The sequence below is a fragment of the Streptacidiphilus alkalitolerans genome (assembly GCF_042511045.1).
GTDB lineage: Bacteria > Actinomycetota > Actinomycetes > Streptomycetales > Streptomycetaceae > Streptacidiphilus > Streptacidiphilus alkalitolerans.
On sequence record NZ_JBHEZX010000018.1, the window covers coordinates 92,360 to 112,381 of the forward strand.

Genomic DNA, 20,022 nt, shown 5'->3' on the forward strand with positions numbered 1-20,022 from the left:
GCGCACCCGCATCCGCGACATTCCCCTCGAAGCGGGACAGAATCACCCCATGGACGCTCCCTCGGCAGCAAAGCCCCCGCGTCGGCGACGGCGCCTCCTCGGCGGGGCGCTGTCCAAGGAGTGGGCCTACGTCCGGCGGGCGCCGGGCACCTTCCTCTGGCTGGTCGCACTGGCGGTCACCACCCAGGTGATCGGCCACATCAGCCCGGAGTTCCGGGACGAGTTCCTGCGCCAGCGCTCCACCAATCTGCACGAGCTGTCCACCCGGCCGATCCGGGTGCTCATCGGCAGCGCGTTCTGGCTGGACGGCGGCGGCTGGTTCGGCTACTTCGTGCTCTACAACATCTTCCACGTCCCGGCCGAGCGCTGGCTCGGCACCCGGCGCTGGCTCGGCGTCGTCGTGGTCTCCCACGTCGGCGCCACCTACCTCAGCGAGGGCGTGCTCTACTGGGCGATCAGGAACGGCAACGCCCCGGCCTCCGCCGTCAACACCCTTGACGTGGGCGTGAGTTACGCACTGGCAGGGGTCCAGGCGGTGCTGTTCCACCGGCTGGCCGGCCCCTGGCGCTGGTGCTACCTGGCCGCCGTCCTGCTCTGGTACGGCTCCGCCCTGGTCCACGGCCGCACCTTCACCGACGTCGGCCACCTCACCGCCGCCCTGCTCGGCCTCGCCTGCTACCCGCTCACCAGGGGCCGGGGCCCGGCCTGGAACCCGACCAGCTGGCTGCGCTCACTGCGCCGCCGCTGAGGCCGGGGCCGACGCGGCCGGAAACACCAGGCCGAGCAGCTCGGCGTCGGAGGAACGGACCCAGTAGGAGCTTCCGCCCAGCTCGACCGAGACGGTGAACCCCATCCTGGCCTGCATCGAGTTCTGCTGCTCCCGGCCCGGACGGACGGCCGGCACCAGCGGGCCCTTGATCGGCCGGTCCGAGAACTGCTTGCCCCGCCTGCGCCAGGCGGCCCCGGTCTGCCCGTCCTGCTGCCGCCGCAGGACCAGGTACCCCAAGGTCTGGCTGCCGTCGTGGTTCCCGAAGGTCAGCACGCCGAGCCGGACTCCGGCGGCCAGCCTGGCCGCGTCGCCCGCGGCGTTCCGGGAGCGGTACAGGCCGAGCGAGGCGAACAGCCGGGGGGCCCAGCCCCGGTACATGGCGGAGGTTGCCTGCGCGCCCGGCGCCGACGACAGGTAGGACACCGGCAGCAGCGCCTTGACCAGGTTCTCCACGAAGAACCAGAGCACCAGGCCGAGCAGCGCACCGAACGGCCCCGCCAGGAACAGCCCGTAGAGGGCCAGGGCCAGCCCCAGCACCATGGAGATGGCCAGATGGACCGCCAACCGTATGTTCATTCCATGCTCCCGCCCCTGTCCGACGGCCTCTACCGCCGGAACGCTGCGCGAACTGTAGCGGACTACCCGAGCGCGACTCCGCGCAGCACCACGCAGTGCGGGTCGGCCAGCACCCGGACGTCCGCGCGCGGGTCCTCCGGGTAGACCACCAGGTCGGCGGGGGCGCCCTCGGCCAGACCCGGCCGCCCCAGCCACTCCCGCGCGGACCAGCTCGCCGCCGACAGCGCGGCCAGCGGCGTCAGCCCGGCCCGGACCAGTTCGGCCACCTCCGCGGCGACCAGGCCGTGCGGCAGCGAACCGCCCGCGTCGGTGCCCACGAAGACCGGGATCCCGGCCTCGTGGGCCGCCGCGACGGTGGCGTAGCGGGTACGGTGAAGCTCCCTCATGTGCCGTGCGTACAAAGGGAACTTGGCCTCGCCGCCGGCCGCGATCGAGGGGAAGGTGGCGATGTTGACCAGGGTCGGGACGATCGCCACCCCGCGCTCGGCGAACAGCGGCACGGTCTCCGCGGTCAGCCCGGTGGCGTGCTCCACGCAGTCGATCCCGGCCGCCACCAGGTCCGCCAGCGACTCCTCGCCGAAGACGTGCGCGGTGACCCGCGCCCCCTCGGCGTGCGCGGCGGCCATCGCCTCGTCCAGCGCCCAGCGCGGCCAGCAGGGGGCGAGGTCGCCGGTCGCCCGGTCGATCCAGTCGCCGACCAGTTTCACCCAGCCGTCGCCGCGCCGCGCCTCCTGCCGGACGTAGGCGGCCAGGTCGCCGGGCTCGATCTCATGGGCGAAGTTGCGGATGTAGCGGCGGGTGCGGGCGATGTGGCGTCCGGCCCGGATGATCCGCGGCAGGTCCTCCCGGTCGTCCACCCAGCGGGTGTCGGACGGGGAGCCGGCGTCGCGCAGCAGCAGGGTGCCGGTGTCGCGGTCGGTCAGCGCCTGCTTCTCGCTGACGTCGGCGTCCACCGCGCCGTGGGCGTCCAGGCCGACGTGGCAGTGGGCGTCGACCAGGCCCGGCAGCGCCCAGCCGCGCACCGTGCGAACGTCATTCCCGGCCCCGGCCCCGGTGGGCCGGTCGTAGGTCACCCGGCCGCCGACCACCCACAGCTCGTCCCGCACCTCCTCCGGCCCGACCAGGATCCGGCCCCGCACATGCAGCACCCCGGCGCTCACGCCGCCGTCCCCGCCGCCGCGCGCGCCGCGACGGCCCGGCGCAGGTCGTCCAGCCGGTCCGCCAGCGCCCGGCGCAGCGCCGCCGTCAGATCCGTCCTGGCCAGGCACTCCTCGGCGGCGGCGACCGTGGCCTCGGTGGCGGCGTAGGCCGGGAAGCCGTGGTGGCCGAGCACCCGGCCGAGGGCGGGCCCGCGGCGTTCCGCCGCCGCGACCACCGCGGCGAAGTAGCGCTGCGGGCGGTCGCCCAGCAGTTCGGCCTGATCGGCCTGCCAGAAGCCCTGCGCGGTCGCGGCGACCAGGTAGTTGGAGAGGTCGCTCTCGAACAGCGCGGTCCAGGCCGCCTCCTTGGCCGCCGGGTCGGGCAGCGCGGCCCGGCACCGGGCGGCTCCCTCCTGCCCGGTCGCGCTGGGGTCGCGGGTCAGTTCGGCGGCGATCTCGTCCTCGCCGGCCGCGCCGAGCACGCACAGCCGCAGCAGCAGTGCCCAGCTCAGCTCCGGGTCCAGCTGCGGGCCGCCGGGGACGCCGCCCTCCTCGCGCCAGGACTGCAGCACCGCCAGTTCGGCCGGGGTGGACGAGGCGCTGGTCAGGGCCCGTACGGCGACCAGGCGCAGCCCGCTCTCGTCCGGGCCGCCCTCGGTCCTGCGGATCAGGTCGCGGCCGACCTCGGCCAGCAGCGCCAGCCCGGCCGGGCGCTGATCGGGCGTCAGGTACTCGTCCACCACGGTGTGCCGGGCGAAGCCGAGCACCGACTGCACCAGGTGCACCGACTCCTCGCCGGGCAGCTGGGCGGCGACCAGCTCCAGGTACTCGACCGGGCTCAGCTCGCCGTCCCTGACGAGATCCCTGGCCGCGTTCCAGAGCACTGCTCTCGCCAGCTCCTCCGGGATCGCGCCCAGCGATTCGCGGACGGTCTGCCAGGAGCGCTCGTCGAAGCGGATCTTGACGAAGCCCAGGTCGGTGTCATTGAGCAGCAGCAGGTCGGGCTCACCCGGAGCCGGTTGCTCGAACGGGTGCTCGGGCTCGGCCGCGAGGTCGTAGGACCGCCGTCCGCGCAGCACCAACTGGCCCACCGGGGAACGCTCGTAGGCGGCGGCGGTGATCAGGTGCGGACGCAGCTCGCCGTCTGCGGAGGTCTGCAGCAGCCGTCCCTCGTCCACCCGCAGGGTGTCCATGCCGCTGGTGCGCAGCCAGCGCTCGGCCCAGCTGTCCACGTCCCGGCCGCTCGCCGCGCCCAGCGCCTCCAGCAGGTCGGCCAGGGCCGCGTTGCCGTAGGCGTGCTTGGCGAAGTGCGCGTTGACGCCCTTGTAGAACGCCTCCTCGCCGAGCCAGGCCACCAGTTGGCGCAGCGCGGAGGCGCCCTTGGAGTAGCTGATGCCGTCGAAGTTCTGCAGTGCCTGGGCGGTGTCCTCGACCGCCTCCGGCGCGACCGGGTGGGTGGAAGGACGCTGGTCCGCCTCGCAGCCCCAGGACTTGCGCCCGGCGGCGTAGCCGGTCCAGGCGCCGGTGAACCGGGTGGAGGCGGAGACCACCTCGTAGGCCAGGTACTCGGCGAAGGACTCGTTCAGCCACAGGTCGTCCCACCAGCGCATGGTGACCAGGTCGCCGAACCACATGTGCGCCATCTCGTGGGCGACCACCATCGCCCGCTCCTCGCGCTGGGTGCTGGTGACCGCCGAGCGGAAGACGAACTCGTCGCGGAAGGTCACGCAGCCGGGGTTCTCCATCGCCCCGGCGTTGAACTCCGGGACGAAGCACTGGTCGTAGGAGTCGAAGGGGAACCGCTGGTCGAACACCCGGTGGTAGTGGTCGAAGCTGCGCCGGGTGATCTCCAGGATCTCCTCGGCGTCCGTCTCCAGGTGGTCCGCGAGCGAGCGGCGGCAGTGCAGGCCGAGCGGGATGCCGTCGTGCTCGGAGACGACGCTGTGCAGCGGGCCCGCGACCACGGCGACCAGGTAGCTGCTGATCGCCGGGGTCGGCGCGAACACCCAGCGCCCGCCCTCCTGCCGTACCGCCAGGCTGTTGCCGACGACGGTCCACTCCTCCGGAGCGGTGACGCTCACCTGGTACGCGGCCTTCAGGTCGGGCTGGTCGAAGCCGGCGAAGAAGCGCGGGCCGTCGTCCAGGAAGGCCTGCGAGTAGACATAGGCCTCGCCGTCGGCGGGGTCGACGAAGCGGTGCATCCCCTCGCCGGTGCGCGAGTAGGCCATCTCGGCCTCGACCAGCAGCTCGTTCTCGGCGGCCAGCCCGTCCAGCGGCAGCCGCCCGTCGTCGAGCGCGGACGGGTCCAGCTGCTGCCCGTTCAGCACGGCGCGGAGCAGGGTGCGCGGCTTCACGTCGACGAAGCTGCTCGCCCCGGGTGCGGTGCAGGCGAACCTGATCACCGTCACGGACCCGAAGACCTCGTCCCCCTGGGTGAGGTCCAGTTCAACGGTGCTGCTGCGGACATTCAGCAGGCGGCGGCGTTCGACGGCTTCGGCGCGAGTCAGTGCGGGCATGCAGATCATGCTGCCACTGACTCGCGCCGCTCGTCACCCGACTCCCGGCACCGGCCGGAGCTACCGCTCCAGTACGCCGTCCACGCGCCGCGGTACGCCGCCGTCCGCGCCGTCGCCGTCCCGCAGCTCCACCGGGAGCAGCGCCTGCGGCACGCTCTGGTAGGCCACCGGGCGCAGCCAGCGCTCGATCGCCGTGCCGCCCACCGAGGTGCTGGTGCTGGTGGTGGCCGGGTACGGGCCGCCGTGCTGCATCGCCGGGGCGACCGCGACGCCGGTCGGCCAGCCGCCGAAGAGGATCCGTCCGGCCAGCGGGGTGAGCCGGGCCAGCAGCTCGGCCGAGCCGGGCTCCCCCGGCTCGGCGTGCAGGGTGGCGGTCAGATTGCCGGGGAGCCGCCCGAGCACCGCCTCCACCTCCGCCGCGCCGGTGTAGCGCACCACCACGGTGACCGGCCCGAAGCACTCCTCCAGCAGCAGCCCGTACGCGTCGTCACCGCCGTCACCGCTGTCAGCGCCCGCCGCGCCGTCCGCCAGCAGCGCGGCCGGGACGGTCAGATAGCCGGGCCGTACCGCGTAGCCGTCCTCGCCCGCCCCCACCGGCGCGCTGACACCGGGCAGCCCGGCCCGCGCGGCGAAGCCGGCCAGGAAGCCGTCCCGCATCCGCGCGTCCAGCAGCGCCCCGGAGGCGGCGTCGCCGGCCCCGGCCGTGAGCGCCTTCTCCAGCCGATCCCCGGCCTCGCCCGCCGGGACCAGGACCAGACCCGGCTTGGTGCAGAACTGCCCCATGCCCAGGGTGAAGGAGCCGGCCAGCCCGGCGCCGATCTCCTCGGCCCGCTCGGCCGCGGCGGCCTCGGTCACCACGACCGGGTTGAGGCTGCCCAGCTCGCCGTGGAACGGGATCGGGTTGGGCCGGGCGGCTGCCAGGTCGTACAGGGCCCGACCGCCGGCGATCGAGCCGGTGAACCCGGCCGCGCTGACCAGCGGGTGCTGAACCAGGTCCACCCCGGCCTGCCGTCCGTGCACCAGCCGGACCACGTCGGCGGGCAGTCCGACCGCCTCCGCGCCCTCGCGCAGCGCCTTGGCCGCGAGCTCGCTGGTGGCGGGGTGGTCCGGGTGCGCCTTCACCACCACCGCGCAGCCGGCCGCCAGCGCGCTCGCGGTGTCACCGCCGGGGACGCTGAAGGCGAAGGGGAAGTTGCTCGCCGCGAACACCGCGACCACCCCGACCGGCACCTTCCAGCGCCGCAGGTCGGGACGCGGAGCGGGCGCGGCCTGCGGGTCCGCGTGGTCGATCACCACGTCCAGGAACGCGCCCTCGTCCACGACCGCGGCGAAGGCCCGCAGCTGGAAGCTGGTCCGGGCCAGTTCACCGGTCAGCCGCCCGGTGCCGAGCGCGGTCTCCGCGTCGGCGGTCGCGATCAGCTCCGCCCCGTGCGCCTCGATCCGGTCCGCGGCGGCGCGGAGGAAGGCCGCCCGCCTGGTCCGGTCGGCCAGCGCGGGGTGGGCGGCGTGGGCCGCCCGTACGGCATCATCGACACCTTCCGTGCTCGCTTCGACCGTGACCTGCGCCGTCCGGGCACCGGTACGGGCGTCGACGCTCCACACTGGAGTGGTGTTCATCTGGGGTGGCCTCCATGACCGGCGGGCTCCATACAGAAAGCATTCCATATGCTGAACGCTGTCCAGTATGCTGAACAATCTCGACAATACGTCCCGCCTAGAAAAGGGGTCAACCCCGATGCCCCAGACCTCCCCTCTGCGTACGTCCGCGGCCGACGCGGGCGGCGCCCAGGTCAAGTCGGCCGTCCGCACCGTCGAACTGCTGGAGTACTTCGCGGGCCGCCCCGGCATGCACAGCCTGGCCGAGGTGCAGGAGGCCGTGGGCTACCCCAAGAGCAGCCTCTACATGCTGCTGCGCACCCTGGTGGAACTGGGCTGGGTCGAGACCGAGTCCACCGGCACCCGGTACGGCATCGGCGTCCGCGCGCTGCTGGTCGGCACCTCCTACATCGACGGCGACGAGGTCGTCGCCGCGGCCAAGGCCACCCTGGACCGGCTCGCCGACGACACCACCGAGACCATCCACCTGGCCCGGCTGGACGGCTCCGACGTGATCTACCTGGCCACCCGGCAGTCCCAGCACTACCTGCGGCCCTTCACCCGGGTCGGCCGCCGGCTGCCGGCCCACTCCACCTCGCTGGGCAAGGCGCTGCTCGCCACCTACACCGACGAGGAGGTGCGCAAGCTGCTCCCGGCCAAGCTGGAGCCGCTCACCGAGCACAGCCACACCGACGTGGACGCGCTGATCGAGGACCTGCACGCGATCCGCGAACGCGGCTACTCCATCGACGCCGAGGAGAACACGGTCGGGCTGCGCTGCTTCGGCATCGCCATCCCGTACCGCACCCCGGCCCGCGACGCCGTCAGCTGCTCGGTCCCGGTCGCCCGGCTCACCCCGGGCCGCGAGCAGATGATCCGCGACGCCCTCTTCGACGCCCGCGACCGACTCACCCTCGCCACCCGCCACCTCTAGCCCCAGTAGCGGGGGCGCGGCCGACTGCCGACACCCCCGCTGCGGTGCGCTCCCTACGCCGTCTGCACCTCCGCGCCCCGCAACCGCCCGCGGAGTGCGGCCAGGTCCGCGTCCGACGCCAGGCCCGCGTGGTAGAGCCGGAGTTCGTCGGCCCCGGCCGGAACCGCGGCGTGCGGGTCGCCGCCCATCCCGGTGACCACGGTCAGATTCGCCGCCAGGGTCCGCCCGGCCAGCCTCGGGGCGGCGTCCAGGGTCGCGGTCGAGCCGGTGCACGGCAGCACCAGGCCGTCCGCGCCCCCACCGCCCGTGGAGACGTCACCCAGCAGCCACTCCGCCTCGACGCCGACATTGGCGCCGACCCGGTGCGAGGCCGGATCCGCGTGCAGCAGGATCCGGAAGTCCGCGCCGGCAACCCCGCCGGCGGCGGCCCGCACCGCCGCGACACACGCCCCCTGCACCGCCCGCGCCCGCTCCTGCCGGTAACGGAGCGTCAGCGCAGCAAGCTCCGGGCCGAGCAGCTGCTCCACCCCGCCCCACTCCCCCCCGACCCGCTCGGCCTTCCCCGCCCACACCGGCGCCAGCGCCGCCCGCACCGCCGCGGCCAGGTCCGGTACGCCCGCCGCCGCATACGCCGCCGCGCAGACGTCGCAGAAGCAGAGCGACATCAGGTACTGCGCCGCGCCGTCCAGCGGCACCCCGCCGATCTTGTCGTGGGCGTGCAGATGCGCCAGGCCGTACCAGCCGCAGGACTCCAGCTCGGTGCCCACCGCGCCCGGTCGCGGCCCCGCCTCGGCCGCGAGCGCGGCGCAGTAGGCGACCACCTCGGGACGGGCGACGCAGAGCGCCCAGGGGTAGCGGTCGCCGTAGGCGTTCCGCACCGTGCTGTCCGGATTCTCGCCGCCCAGCCGGGAGTTGTGCGCCAGCACCACCCAGCTGGCCACCTCCAACCCGGCCGCGCGCAGCGCCTCCGCGGCCTCGCCCCAGGCGTCGGGGCTGTCCAACCACCCCTGCGGGTAGGGCCGCAGCGCCGCCCCGGCCCAGTGCGCCTCGGACGGCGGGTAGTAGACGGCGGCGTACGGTGCGGTGACGATCCTGGTACGCGGGTGACGCGGCGTCAGCGCCCGAGTGCTGTGGTACGCGGAGGCCAGGGTGACGCCGTCAAGACCCAGGTCGGCGAGCCGTGCGGGGGCGTCCGGGTCGCCGAGGACGTCCCAGGGGTAGAGGAAAGCACTGCTACGCATCGAGATCACTGCTCTCACTTCCCCGCGAGCAGTGCTCGCCCGCGCTCGATCAGCTCGGCCAGGTCCTTGATGTGCTGCGGGGCCGGCTCGGACAGCGGCGGGCGCACCCCGCCGACCTCCAGGCCCTGCAGCCGGACCCCCGCCTTGACCAGCGACACGGCGTAGCCCCGGCCCTGGTTGCGCAGTTCCACCAGCGGCCGGTAGAAGCCGTCCAGCAGCGCGTTCACCACCGCGTCGTCGCCGCCGAGCAGCGCGCCGTGGAAGGCCAGCGCGATGTCCGGCGCGAAGCAGTAGACGGCGGAGGAGTACAGCGTCACGCCGATCCCCCGGTAGGCGAGCCCGGTGAGTTCCGCCGTCGGCAGGCCGTTGAAGTAGAGGAAGCGCCGCTCGGGCACCTCGGTGCGCATCGCGCTGATGATCCGCTGCATCAGGTCGAGGTCGCCGCAGCCGTCCTTGATGCCGATGACCTGCTTCAGCGTCGACAGCCTGACCACCGACTCCGGGGTGAGCACGGCGTTGTCCCGCTGATAGACGATCAGGTCCAGGTCGGTGGAGGCGGCGATCTCGGCGAAGTGCCGCAGCAGCCCGTCCTGGTCGGCGGTGACCAGGTAGGGCGGCAGCACCAGCAGTCCGTCCGCGCCGGCCCGGCCGGCCCGGGCGGTGAAGTGCTTGGCCAGCGCGGTGCCGTGGCCGACACCGGCGACCACGGGCACCCGTCCGCCGGCGGCCTCGACCGCGGTGGTGATCACGGCCTCGTACTCGTCCAGGTCGAGCGCGTGGTACTCGCCGGTGCCGCAGGCGGCGAAGACCGCGCCCGCGCCGCCGTCGACCCCGGTGCGGACGTGGGTGCGGAGGGCGTCCAGGTCGAGCGAGCCGTCCGGCGCGAACGGGGTGACCGGGAAGAAGAGGAGGCCGTTCAGCCGGTCGGCGAGGGGCGGGGCGGCGCGGTCCGGCATGTGTCGTTCTCCCTGGTGGGCTGCTGAGGTTGTTGACTGCATGATGCAGCGACTCCTAGGCTAGCCATATATGTGAATACGATCCACATTCTTGTTCAATCTTCTTCTCTGCACGCCGGAAGCCCGGAGGCCACCGATGACCACCCCGAAGCACGTGCTCCTGACCGGCGCCGCCGGAGGGGTCGGCACCTTCCTCAGGGAGAGCCTCCCCGGCTACGGCTACACCTTGCGCCTCAGCGACCTGGTCCCGGTGGACGGCGCGCCCGACGCGCTCGCGGTGGACCTCGCCGACCGGGCCGCCGTCCGGGAGGCCGTCCGCGGCGTGGACGCCGTGATCCACCTGGGCGGACTCTCGCTGGAGAACACCTTCGACAACATCCTCGCCGCCAATGTCGAGGGCGCCTACAACCTCTACGAGGCGGTCCGCGCCGAGGGCGTCCGCCGGGTGGTCTTCGCCAGCAGCAACCACGCCGTCGGCTTCACCCCCCGCCCGGAGCACCCGCAGGACAAGAAGCACCTGCTGCCGGTGGAGACGCCCTACCGCCCGGACACCTTCTACGGCGTGTCCAAGTGCTTCGGGGAGGCCCTGGCCTCGCTCTACGCCGACAAGTACGGCGTAGAGACGGTCTCGATCCGGATCGGCTCCTGCTTCGCCGTGCCCAGGAACACCCGGATGCTGGAGACCTGGCTCAGCCCGGCCGACTGCGCCCGGCTGATGCACGCCGCGCTGACCGCCCCCGACGTGCGCCACACCGTGGTCTACGGCACCTCCGCCAACACCCGCGGCTGGTGGGACCCGGCCCCGGCCCGGGCCCTCGGCTTCGAGCCGCAGGACGACTCCGAGGTGTACGCCGCCGAGGTCATCGCCGAGCACGGCGAACTGCTCCCCGGCACGCCCGAGTACGACTGGCTGGGCGGCGCCTTCACCACGGTCCAACCGGAGTCGTTCTAGCCGGAATCTTTCCGGCCGGAGTCTTTCGTCCGATGACGCCTGTGCGGCGTCCACTGCGGTTACGGTTGGTCCCGTAGGCGTCCGGGTGCAGATCCGGCCATCGTGCGTCCCTGGGAGATCGACCGTGACCGCAGTCCTCACGCCCGGCGGCAATACCCCGTTGACCAGCACCCGCGTCAGTGTCGCGGTCGCCGCGGCCAAGCAGCTCGACGTGTCGGCGCTGCTGCTCGCGGCCGGCGGAAAGGTCCGCTCGGACAACGACCTGATCTTCTTCAACGCGCCCAACGGCCCCGGCGTCAGCTACAGCCAGGCCGGCATCACCGTGGACACCGGCGGGGTGCCCGCCGACATCGAGAAGATCGTGATCACGGCCAGCCTGGACGACCGCCGGGCCACCTTCGCCGGGACCGAGCCGACCGCCACCGTCACCGACCTCAACGGCGGCGCGGTGCTGGCGACCTTCACCCCGCCCCGGTTGACCAGCGAGACCGCGCTGATCGTGGTCGAGCTGTACCGGCGGGCGGGCGAGTGGAAGCTGCGCGCGGTCGGCCAGGGCTACGCCAACGGCCTGGCCGGTATCGCCATCGACTTCGGCATCGACGTCGAGGACGAGCCCGCGCAGGCCGCCCCCGCGGCCGTCCAGCCGCCGGCGCCGCCGAACCCGTTCACCCAGCCGGAGCCGGAGGACTGGCGGATCACCCCGCCGGCCCCGCCCGCCTACACGCCCCAGGCCCCGCCCGCCTACGCGCCGCCGTCGGCCCCGCCCGCGTACCCGCCGCCGACGCCGCCCGTCTACGCGCCGCCCGCCGCCGCACCGGCCCCGGCCGCCGCGGGCTCGGGCAAGGTCACCCTCGACAAGGGCCGGGTCTCGCTCACCAAGGGCGGCTCGGTCTCCCTGGTCAAGGACGGCCGTCCGTTCCTCTCCTCGGTGAAGATGGGCCTCGGCTGGGAGCCCGCCTACGGCGGTCGCGCCGTCGACCTGGACGCCAGCGTCATCGCCTTCGACAGCAACCGCAAGGAGCTGGAGAAGGCCTGGTTCATGCACCTGCAGGCGTTCAACGGCGCCATCCAGCACCACGGCGACAACCTCACCGGCGCCGGCTCCGGCGACGACGAGGTGATCAGCGTCCACCTGCAGAACCTGCCGCCGCAGGCCACCGGGCTGGTGTTCATGGTGAACTCCTTCTCCGGACAGAAGTTCACCGATGTCGCCAAGGCCTACTGCCGCCTGCTCGACGGCAGTACCAACGCCGAGCTGGTCCGCTTCGACCTGACCCACGCCGAGGCCCGCACCGGTGTGCTGATGTGCAAGCTGGTCAAGATGCAGACCGGCGAGTGGGTGATGACCGCCCTCGAGGAGTACCACGACGCCAAGAGCGCCCGCGGCATGGTCAAACCCGCCGCCAAGGCCCTCTGACCCCGGCGGGAGCCATGACGACGGCGGCGTACGACGGGATCGCGGACTGGTACGAGCAGGAGTTCCTCGGCGGCCCGGTCACCGACGGCAGCCCGCTCAGCCTCGGCCCGGTGCTGCGCGAGCTGCTGGGCACCGGCAGCGGCGGCACCTGCCTGGAGATCGGCTGCGGGACCGGCGTGCACGCCGCCCAGGTCCGTGAGCTGGGCTGGACCCCGGTCGGGGTCGACCTCTCGGCCGGGATGCTGCGGTACGCGGACGGCCGGCTCCCGGTCGCCCGCGCCGACGCCGCCCGGCTGCCGTTCCGGGACGGGTCCGTCTCCGCCGCCATCGCGATGATGGTGCACACCGACATGCCCGCCTACCCGGCGGTGCTGCGCGAGGCGGCCCGGGTGCTGCGCCCCGGCGGGGTGTTCGTCCACGTCGGCGTCCACCCCTGCTTCTGCGGGGGCTTCGCCGACCGGGCCGACCCGGAGGCCGTGGTGATCGGCCCCGGCTACCTCGACGGCGCCTGGACGAAGAAGTCCTGGACCGCCCACGGCGTCCGCGACAAGGTCGGCGCCACCCACCTGCCGCTCCCTGCGCTGCTGAACGCCTTCCTGGCAGCCGGTCTGACGTTCGAACAGTTTGCCGAGACCGGTACGCCCACCCCGATCGTGCTGGCCGCCAGGGCCCGCCGGGGCTGACCCCCGGCCCGGCCGGCCCGTCAGTTACGCGTCGCCAGGGCGCGGAGGAAGAAGGCGAGGTTGGCCGGGCGTTCCGCCAGCCGGCGCATGAAGTAGCCGTACCACTCGCCGCCGTAGGGGAGGTAGATGCGCATGGTGGCGCCGGTGTCGACCAGCCGCTGCTGCTCCTCCGGGCGGATCCCGTAGAGCATCTGGTACTCGAAGGTGTCGGCCTTGCGCTCCTGCCACTGCGCCAGTTGCCCGGCGATCCGGATCAGCCGGGGGTCGTGCGAGGCGACCATGGGGTAGCCCTCGCCCTGCATCAGCGTCTTCAGGCAGCGCACGTAGGCGCGGTCCACCTCGGCCTTGGCCTGGTGGGCCACCGAGGCGGGCTCCTGGTAGGCGCCCTTGCAGAGCCGGACCCGCGAGCCCGCCCCGGCCAGGTCCGCGCAGTCGGCCTCGGTGCGGTGCAGGTACGCCTGCAGCACCACGCCCAGCCAGGGGAAGTCGGCGCGCAGCTCGCGGGCGATGCCCAGGGTGGAGTCGGTGGTGGTGTGGTCCTCCATGTCCAGGGTCACCGTGGTGCCCGCCACAGCCGCGGCCTCGCAGATGCGGCGGGCGTTGTCGAGCGCGATCCGCTCGCCGTCCCTGGCCAGCGACTGGCCGACCGCGGAGAGCTTGACCGACACCTCCGCCCGCTCGGCCAGACCGGTCTCCCGCAGCGCGGCGAGCAGCCGCTCGTACGCGGTCGCGGTGGCCGCGGCCTGGTCGGCGTCGCTGGTGTCCTCGCCGAGGTGGTCCAGCGAGATCCGGCGGCCGGCGCCGACGAGTTCGTCGGTGACGGCGACGGCCTGGTCCAGGGTGTCGCCCGCGACGAAGCGCTGGACCAGGGCCCGGGTGGGCGGCAGCTGCTCGACCAGGGCGCGGGTGCGCGGCGAGCGGGCGGCGGCGAGCAGGGGGGTGCGGAGCATGCCGACTCCAAGGCGGAGGAGGGGTGCGGACGAGAGGTGCGAGGGCTGAGGGAGGGTCAGCCCATGTGCGGGTAGCGGAAGTCCGTCGGCGGCGCGAAGGTCTCCTTGATGGACCGGGTCGAGGTCCAGCGCAGCAGGTTCTGCGCGGCCCCGGCCTTGTCGTTGGTGCCGGAGGCCCGCCCGCCGCCGAAGGGCTGCTGGCCGACGACCGCCCCGGTCGGCTTGTCGTTGATGTAGAAGTTCCCGGCGGCGAAGCGCAGCTTCTCCATGGTCAGCGCGATGGCGGCGCGGTCGCGGGCGACCACGGCGCCGGTCAGGGCGTAGGAGGAGACCGAGTCGAGCTGCTCCAGCACCGCCTCGTAGTCGGCGTCCTGGTAGACGTGCACGGACAGCACCGGGCCGAAGTACTCCTCGCGGAAGTACTCCGCCGAGGGGTCCTCGCAGACCAGCACGGTCGGCCGGACGAAGTAGCCGACCGAGTCGTCGTAGCTGCCGCCGGCCAGGACCTCGACCTGCGGGTCGGCCGTGGCGCGGTCGATCGCGGCCCGGTTCTTGGCGAAGGAGCGGGCGTCGATGACCGCGCTCATGAAGTTGCCGAGGTCGGTGACGTCGCCCATGCTCAGCCGCTCCACCTCGTCCCTGAAGCCGTCCTTGATCTCGGCCCAGAGCGAGGCCGGGACGTAGGCGCGGGACAGCGCCGAGCACTTCTGGCCCTGGTACTCGAAGGCCCCGCGGGTCATCGCGGTCCGCAGCACCGCCGGGTCGGCGGAGGGGTGGGCGACCAGGAAGTCCTTGCCGCCGGTCTCGCCGACCAGCCGCGGGTAGCTGCGGTAGTTGCCGATGTTGGCGCCGACCGTCCCCCAGAGGTGCTGGAAGGTGGCGGTGGAGCCGGTGAAGTGGATCCCGGCCAGGTCACGGTGCGTCAGCGCGACCTCGGAGACGGCGAGTCCGTCGCCGGTGACCATGTTGATCACCCCGGCCGGCAGCCCGGCCTCCTCCAGCAGGTCCATCAGCAGGTGCGCCGAGAACTGCTGGGTCGGCGAGGGCTTCCAGACCACGGTGTTGCCCATCAGCGCGGGCGCGGTGGGCAGGTTCCCGGCGATGGCGGTGAAGTTGAAGGGGGTGATCGCGTAGACGAAGCCCTCCAGCGGCCGGTGGTCGCTGCGGTTCCAGACGCCGGGCGAGGACTGCGGCTGCTCGGCCAGGATCTCCCGGGCGAAGTGGACGTTGAAGCGCCAGAAGTCGACCAGCTCGCAGGGGCAGTCGATCTCGGCCTGCTGCGCGGTCTTGGACTGGCCCAGCATGGTCGCCGCGGCCAGGGTCTCCCGCCAGGGCCCGGCCAGCAGGTCGGCCGCCTTGAGGAAGATCGCGGCCCGGTCGTCGAAGGACAGCGCCCGCCAGGCGGGAGCAGCCGCGAGGGCCGCGTCCACCGCCTCCTGGGCGTCCTCGCGGGTGGCGTTGCGCAGGGTGCCGAGGACGGCGGCGTGCCGGTGCGGCTGGACCACGTCGACCGGCGCGCCCCGGCCGAGCCGGCGGACCCCGCCGACGGCCATGGTCAGCTCGACCGGCCCCTGCTCGCCGAGCCGCTTGAGCTCGGCCTCCAGCCGGGCGCGCTCCGCGCTGCCGGGGGCGTAGCTGTGCACCGGCTCGTTGACCGGCGCGGGAATCCGGGTCACAGCGTCCAACACGCGCGTTCTCCTCTGAGCGGGTAGTTCTGTCACGCAGCACGCTAGGCCCGTGCGACGGTCCACCGATGTGGACGAACGGATAGGATCCATGGTCCAGGCTTGGCCGACCGGACAAGGGGCGACACAGTGGAACCCGCCGACGGAATCTCGCTGCGCCAGCTGCTGATGTCCCTCGGCGAGCCGCTGGCCGAGCTGCAGTACGCGCCCGACCTGGACGCCGTGGTCCGCGGCATCACCCTGCTGGACCCGGAGGACCCGCCCGCCGCCCGTCCCGGCGACCTGGTGCTGGCCCTCGGCGTGCGCGGCCGGGCCGCGCTCCCGGTGCTGCGGGCGGCCGGACGCGACCGGGCCGCGGCGGTGGCGCTGAAGCCGGTCCCGGCCGGCAGTCAGGAGGCGCTGCGGACCGCCGCCGAGGAGGCCGGGGTGGCGCTGCTCACGGTCCGCCCCGAGGCGCACTGGGGCCATCTGGACGCGCTGGTCCGGGCCGCCCTCGCCGCGGGCAGCCCGGCCCGCCCCGACCCGGAGTCGGAGGGCGGCGACCTGTTCGGCCTGGCCCAGACCACCGCCGTGCTGACCGGCGGCATCGTCAGCATCGAGGACAGCGCCAACCGGATCCTGGCCTACTCCCGCTCGGCCGACTCGGACGAGGCGGACGACCTGCGCCGGCTCACCATCCTCGGCTGGCAGGGGCCCGAGCCGTACCTGTCCAAGCTGCGCGAGTGGGGGGTGTTCCAGCGGCTGCGCACCCTGGACGCGGTGGTCGCCATCGACGCCCATCCCGAGCTCGGGCTGCGCCGCCGGCTGGTGGTGGCGATCCGTTCCGGCGAAAGGCAGTTGGGCACCATCTGGGTGCAGGAGGGCTCGCACCCGCTGGCCGAGCGGGCGGACCGGGCGCTGCTGGGCGCGGCCCGGGTCGCCGCGCTGCACCTGGTCCGCCGCCGCAGCGAGCTCAGCGCCGACCTGCGGCTCACCCGCACCCTGCTGGCCGGGCTGCTGGACGGGGCGGCCGGGCCGCAGTCGCTGGCCGGCCACCTGTCCCTGGACGTCCGCCGCCCGGCCGCGGTGCTGGGCTTCGCGCTGCCGCTGGGCACCGGTCCGACCAGGTCGGAGGCCCTGGATGTGATCTCGGTGCATGCCGCCGCCCGGCACCGCAGCGCCCTGGTCGCCCCGGTCGGCGACCGGGTCTACGTGCTGCTGCCGGAACTGCCGCGCGGCATCTCCCCCGAGGTCCTGCGCGGCTGGGCCCAGGAGGTCTCCGACGCGGCCGGGGGCCACCTCACCGCCCCGCTCCGGGGCGCGGTCGGACGGGTGGTGCCGACCCTGGCCGCCGCCCCGGCCTCACGCGCCGAGGCGGACCGGGTGCTGGACGCGATGGCCTCCGGCCGGATCACCGCCGCCGTGGCCGCGCTCCCGGACGTACGGGCCGAGGTGCTGCTCGGCGAGCTGCTGGCGCTGCTGGCCGCGAACCCCGAGGTGCGCGACCCCCGGCTGACCGCACTGGTGGCCCAGGACACCAAGCAGGGCGGCCAGTTGGCCGCCTCGGTGCTGGCCTGGCTGGACCACCTGGGCGATGTCAGGGAGGCCGCCGACGAGCTGCATGTGCACCCCAACACCGTGCGCTACCGGATCCGCCGCGCCGAACAGCTGACCGGGATCGACCTGCGCAGCCCGGAGCAGCGGCTGCTGGCGATGCTGCAGCTGAGGCTTCCCAGGACCGAGGAGTGACGTTCCATCAGCTGTTGGCGGCAGCGCGTTCGAGCAGCCAGCTCTGCCACTGCTCCAGCCAGGAGGCCACCATCCGCTCCCGGGCCTGGGCCCGCTCATGGGCGTCCTCGCGCGAGCGCAGCTCCCGTACCCAGTCGGCGCGCCAGGCGCGCTGCGCGGCCACGCTGGGCACCTCGCTGTCGAAGACCGTGTAGCGGATGCTCTCCTCGACGGCGGCCCGCCCGTCCTCGGTGCCGGGGAACCAGGCGGCGTTCTCGGCCAGCCGGACCATCTGGTTGACCAGGGCGGTCACCGCCTCGTTGGCGGCGTCCCGGTCCTCACCGGCCAGCCGCATCTGCTGCCGTACCGCGCTCTCCCAGAGGTCGCCCCGGTCGGTGCGGTTGCCGCGCGGCTCGCGCGGCAGGTGCCCGGCCCTGACCGCGGCCTCCACCCGCAACGCGTGCTGCACCGAGAACTCGATCAGCCGCCGGTGTGCGTCCAGGCCGGCCGGGGCGGGGGCGGCGGCCGGCAGCGCCTCGGCCCGGACCTGCTCCCGCCGCTCGGCCAGCTGGTTCAGCCGCTCCTGGCGTCCGAAGGCGTAGGGCTGGAGGTCCTCGACGGTGCGCAGGGCCACCCGTTCGGGGGCCAGGCCGCGGCCGGTCACCGTGATGGTGACCGGTTCGCCGCCGCGGTTGCGCAGCGGGCTGTCGGCACCGCCGACCTGGAACCTGGCCGCCCAGAGCGGGCCCTCGCCGCGCAGCGCGGCCCGGATCGGGATGCCGTCCACGGTGAACCAGGGCTCGGACTCCACCGCCAGGTCGGGGCCGTCGCCCTCGTCGATGCCCGCGTGTTCGAACAGCCGGTCGCGCTCGTCCTCGATGATGTCCTGCAGCGGGCGGGTGCGGAACCCGGAGTCGGTCAGCGCGCTCTGCACCGCGACATAGGGTCCCTCGGCGGCGAACAGGCTGCCGTGCGAGAGGACCACCTTGACCAGCTTGCTGTCGCGGCGCTCCCAGGAGGCGAGGGTCGGGGCGTCGAGCAGTGGCGCGGACGGGCCGTAGATGCGGAAGGTCCGCCTGCCGAGGGTCCGCAGGTCCGCCTCGGCGGTCTGCCGCCAGATGTCGCGGGGCCCCTCGAAGCCTCCACCCCTGAACTGCACGCCGAGTCCCCCTTCAGGTCCGCCAGGCCGTCGACTCAAGCCTACGGAGCTTCATGCCCGCCGGGCAGTGGGTCGGACCCGCCGCAAGCGGAGCGCCGCTACTCCGTCCGGACCACCCGACTGGCAGGAACGGGCCCATGATACCGACAGTGACGGCGTGACCACACTCCTCCGGCGGACCGCCGCCGTCCTGCTCGCCAGTACCGCCCTGCTGCTTCCGGCCCGGGCGCAGGCGGCCTCCCCCGCTCCGGACCCGGACCAGTGCGTCCCGCCCGCCGGGGCGAGCGCGACCGGCCCGGTCCGGATCGCCCTGGACTGGTCGGCGGCGCCGATGGCCCCGGGCAGCACCCCGTCCCTGGGCATCAGGGTCACCAACACGGGTGACGTCCCGACCGCCGCCTCCACCCTGGTGGTGGTGCACCTGCCCGCGCCCAACTCGATCAGCGCGCCGGCGGGCACCGACCTCACCCTGTTCGGCACCGGCGGCTCGTACACCGTCCCGGCCGGGCTGGCCCCGGGGGCGACCGCCGGCACCGTGCTGACCCTGGACGTGCACGCCGAGGACCCGCCGAACACCACCCAGCACTGCGACGTCACCTCCTTCACCGGGGACGACCACGCGACGGTGCCCTACGACGTGGTGACCGGCGACCCGGTGGTGGCCCTCGGCATCAGCACCTACGGGCCGGTCTCCGCCGCGCCCGGAGCCACCGTCAACTTCGGTGTGGTGGAGCACAACGCGGGCCCGTCCAACGCCTACCAGGGCACCACCGCGATCACCATGACCGCGCCGGAGCACACCCGCTGGACCGCGCCGCTGCCCTACGGCTGCACCGCGGACCCGACCGGGGCCCGGCTCAGCTGCGACTACCAGGGCTCGCCGCTGGTCTGGCGGGACGAGGCCCAGTGGCCCAACCTGACCCTGGACCCCGGGGTCGAGCCGGGCACGGTGCTCGGCGGCGGCGAGCTCACCATCGCCAACCCCTGGGACTGCGGCGGGGTGCACCGCACCCCGTTCGGCGTCACCGTCACGCCCCCGGCACAGCCGTAGCCCCGGCGGCCGAGGCCCTGGCGCCGAGTCCGTCCAGCAGCAGTCGCAGGGCCAGCTCGAATCCGCGTTCGTCCAGCCCGGTCGGGCCGCCGCCCCGCCCGGCCGCCGCCTCCAGCGAGTCGGCCAGGGCCGGGTAGTGCGGACGGTAGCCGTCCGGGGCGCGGGTGAAGCCGGCCGTGAAGGTCTCCAGCGCCGAGCCCAGCACCAGGTAGTCCAGCGCGGCGGCGGCCTCGGCCGCGTCGGCGGCGGAGAGTCCGGCCCTGGCCAGCGCGGCCAGCAGGGTGTCGTAGCCGCGCAGCTGGCCCTCCGCCTCGACCCGGCGGCGGGCCAGCAGGGCGATGGTGTTGGGGTGGCGCAGGAACACGGCGCGGTAGCCGCGGGCGTAGGCGGCGAGGCCCCGGCGCCAGTCGCCGTCCTCAGGCTCGGCCAGCGGTGCGAGGTCGATCTCCTGGTTGACCAGTTCGGCCAGCGCGTCCAGCAGCTCGTCCTTGCCGGTGACATGGTTGTAGAGCGAGGCGGCCTTGACCCCCAGCCGGTCGGCCAGGGCGCGCATGGTGAGCCCGTCCGCCCCCGCGTGGTCCACCACCTCCAGCGCGGCCCGCGCTATCACCTGCCTGCTGAGCAGCGCCCGACTCGGTCGCCCCATGGTCCGGTCCACCCCTTCGCCGATCCTGCCCGCGCCACGTTACCT

At 73.9% G+C, this 20,022-nt stretch carries 17 protein-coding genes; 7 read left to right on the forward strand and 10 right to left on the reverse strand.

The genetic code is table 11. The features are described from left to right. The first annotated feature begins 49 nt into the window (after nt 1-49). Nucleotides 50-748 (forward strand): rhomboid-like protein, encoded by a 699-nt coding sequence (locus tag ACEZDG_RS31025; protein ID WP_380516019.1) that lies wholly within the window; start codon nt 50-52, stop codon nt 746-748. Here the strand turns inward: ACEZDG_RS31025 and ACEZDG_RS31030 are convergent. The 4 genes from ACEZDG_RS31030 to ACEZDG_RS31045 form a co-directional block, all read right to left on the reverse strand. Further along, entirely contained in the window at nt 731-1,345 is a 615-nt protein-coding gene (locus tag ACEZDG_RS31030) for a hypothetical protein (protein WP_380516022.1), read from the reverse strand. The genes ACEZDG_RS31025 and ACEZDG_RS31030 overlap by 18 nt on opposite strands. A 62-nt stretch (nt 1,346-1,407) precedes the next feature. After that, a complete protein-coding gene (locus ACEZDG_RS31035) occupies nt 1,408-2,505 on the reverse strand; it encodes an amidohydrolase family protein (protein WP_380516025.1) in 1,098 nt (365 codons plus the stop codon). Further along, nucleotides 2,502-5,000 (reverse strand): aminopeptidase N, encoded by a 2,499-nt coding sequence (gene pepN / locus ACEZDG_RS31040; RefSeq protein WP_380516027.1) that lies wholly within the window; start codon nt 4,998-5,000, stop codon nt 2,502-2,504. The genes ACEZDG_RS31035 and pepN overlap by 4 nt, the downstream gene beginning before the upstream one ends. 60 nt (nt 5,001-5,060) lie before the next feature. After that, nucleotides 5,061-6,617 (reverse strand): aldehyde dehydrogenase (NADP(+)), encoded by a 1,557-nt coding sequence (locus ACEZDG_RS31045; protein WP_380516030.1) that lies wholly within the window; start codon nt 6,615-6,617, stop codon nt 5,061-5,063. Nucleotides 6,618-6,735: 118 nt separating this feature from the next. On the opposite strand from ACEZDG_RS31045, the gene ACEZDG_RS31050 reads away from it, so the two are divergent. Beyond that, the gene (locus ACEZDG_RS31050) at nt 6,736-7,530 is read left to right on the forward strand and encodes an IclR family transcriptional regulator (protein WP_380516032.1); all 795 of its coding nucleotides are present in this window, start codon (nt 6,736-6,738) and stop codon (nt 7,528-7,530) included. A gap of 53 nt (nt 7,531-7,583) precedes the next feature. On the opposite strand, the gene ACEZDG_RS31055 is transcribed toward ACEZDG_RS31050, so the two are convergent. Then, complete coding sequence (locus tag ACEZDG_RS31055; protein WP_380516035.1) at nt 7,584-8,771, reverse strand: hypothetical protein; 1,188 nt, start codon at nt 8,769-8,771, stop codon at nt 7,584-7,586. 14 nt (nt 8,772-8,785) lie between these two features. Further along, nucleotides 8,786-9,727, reverse strand: a complete 942-nt coding sequence (locus tag ACEZDG_RS31060; protein WP_380516037.1) for a 5-dehydro-4-deoxyglucarate dehydratase — start codon at nt 9,725-9,727, stop codon at nt 8,786-8,788. A 136-nt stretch (nt 9,728-9,863) separates the two neighbouring features. Here ACEZDG_RS31060 and ACEZDG_RS31065 point away from each other — a divergent pair, with 136 nt between their 5' ends. From ACEZDG_RS31065 to ACEZDG_RS31075, 3 genes are all read left to right on the forward strand, one after another. After that, a complete protein-coding gene (locus ACEZDG_RS31065; protein ID WP_380516040.1) occupies nt 9,864-10,679 on the forward strand; it encodes an NAD-dependent epimerase/dehydratase family protein in 816 nt (271 codons plus the stop codon). 124 nt (nt 10,680-10,803) lie between these two features. After that, on the forward strand, nt 10,804-12,096 hold the full coding sequence (locus ACEZDG_RS31070) for a TerD family protein (protein WP_380516042.1): 1,293 nt from the start codon (nt 10,804-10,806) through the stop codon (nt 12,094-12,096). Between the two features lie 14 nt (nt 12,097-12,110). Beyond that, a complete protein-coding gene (locus ACEZDG_RS31075) occupies nt 12,111-12,779 on the forward strand; it encodes a class I SAM-dependent methyltransferase (RefSeq protein WP_380516044.1) in 669 nt (222 codons plus the stop codon). 20 nt (nt 12,780-12,799) lie between these two features. Here ACEZDG_RS31075 and ACEZDG_RS31080 read toward each other — a convergent pair whose 3' ends face one another. Further along, a complete protein-coding gene (locus ACEZDG_RS31080; RefSeq protein WP_380516047.1) occupies nt 12,800-13,729 on the reverse strand; it encodes a proline dehydrogenase family protein in 930 nt (309 codons plus the stop codon). Nucleotides 13,730-13,785: 56 nt separating this feature from the next. Continuing rightward, nucleotides 13,786-15,414 carry an L-glutamate gamma-semialdehyde dehydrogenase gene (gene pruA, locus ACEZDG_RS31085; RefSeq protein WP_380516203.1) on the reverse strand — a complete coding sequence of 543 codons (1,629 nt, stop codon included), beginning with the start codon at nt 15,412-15,414 and terminating at the stop codon, nt 13,786-13,788. Between the two features lie 129 nt (nt 15,415-15,543). Between pruA and ACEZDG_RS31090 the strand changes: the two genes are divergently transcribed. Then, entirely contained in the window at nt 15,544-17,142 is a 1,599-nt protein-coding gene (locus ACEZDG_RS31090) for a PucR family transcriptional regulator (protein ID WP_380516049.1), read from the forward strand. Between the two features lie 7 nt (nt 17,143-17,149). Here ACEZDG_RS31090 and ACEZDG_RS31095 read toward each other — a convergent pair whose 3' ends face one another. After that, on the reverse strand, nt 17,150-18,280 hold the full coding sequence (locus tag ACEZDG_RS31095) for a hypothetical protein (RefSeq protein WP_380516051.1): 1,131 nt from the start codon (nt 18,278-18,280) through the stop codon (nt 17,150-17,152). Between the two features lie 157 nt (nt 18,281-18,437). Between ACEZDG_RS31095 and ACEZDG_RS31100 the strand changes: the two genes are divergently transcribed. Beyond that, on the forward strand, nt 18,438-19,331 hold the full coding sequence (locus ACEZDG_RS31100) for a hypothetical protein (RefSeq protein WP_380516053.1): 894 nt from the start codon (nt 18,438-18,440) through the stop codon (nt 19,329-19,331). Here the strand turns inward: ACEZDG_RS31100 and ACEZDG_RS31105 are convergent. Then, nucleotides 19,309-19,977: a TetR/AcrR family transcriptional regulator gene (locus tag ACEZDG_RS31105; protein ID WP_380516055.1), complete on the reverse strand. Its 669-nt coding sequence runs from the start codon at nt 19,975-19,977 to the stop codon at nt 19,309-19,311. The two genes, ACEZDG_RS31100 and ACEZDG_RS31105, sit on opposite strands and share 23 nt — an antisense overlap. Nucleotides 19,978-20,022: the final 45 nt, after the last annotated feature.

Bases quoted from the DNA above. Each gene is read 5' to 3' on its own strand.
- ACEZDG_RS31075 (WP_380516044.1), top strand. From the start codon at position 12,111: ATGACGACGGCGGCGTACGACGGGATCGCGGACTGGTACGAGCAGGAG.
- ACEZDG_RS31030 (WP_380516022.1), bottom strand. From the start codon at position 1,345: ATGAACATACGGTTGGCGGTCCATCTGGCCATCTCCATGGTGCTGGGG.
- ACEZDG_RS31065 (WP_380516040.1), top strand. From the start codon at position 9,864: ATGACCACCCCGAAGCACGTGCTCCTGACCGGCGCCGCCGGAGGGGTC.
- ACEZDG_RS31105 (WP_380516055.1), bottom strand. From the start codon at position 19,977: ATGGGGCGACCGAGTCGGGCGCTGCTCAGCAGGCAGGTGATAGCGCGG.
- ACEZDG_RS31050 (WP_380516032.1), top strand. From the start codon at position 6,736: ATGCCCCAGACCTCCCCTCTGCGTACGTCCGCGGCCGACGCGGGCGGC.
- ACEZDG_RS31060 (WP_380516037.1), bottom strand. From the start codon at position 9,727: ATGCCGGACCGCGCCGCCCCGCCCCTCGCCGACCGGCTGAACGGCCTC.
- pepN (WP_380516027.1), bottom strand. From the start codon at position 5,000: ATGCCCGCACTGACTCGCGCCGAAGCCGTCGAACGCCGCCGCCTGCTG.
- ACEZDG_RS31055 (WP_380516035.1), bottom strand. From the start codon at position 8,771: ATGCGTAGCAGTGCTTTCCTCTACCCCTGGGACGTCCTCGGCGACCCG.
- ACEZDG_RS31080 (WP_380516047.1), bottom strand. From the start codon at position 13,729: ATGCTCCGCACCCCCCTGCTCGCCGCCGCCCGCTCGCCGCGCACCCGC.
- ACEZDG_RS31045 (WP_380516030.1), bottom strand. From the start codon at position 6,617: ATGAACACCACTCCAGTGTGGAGCGTCGACGCCCGTACCGGTGCCCGG.
- ACEZDG_RS31025 (WP_380516019.1), top strand. From the start codon at position 50: ATGGACGCTCCCTCGGCAGCAAAGCCCCCGCGTCGGCGACGGCGCCTC.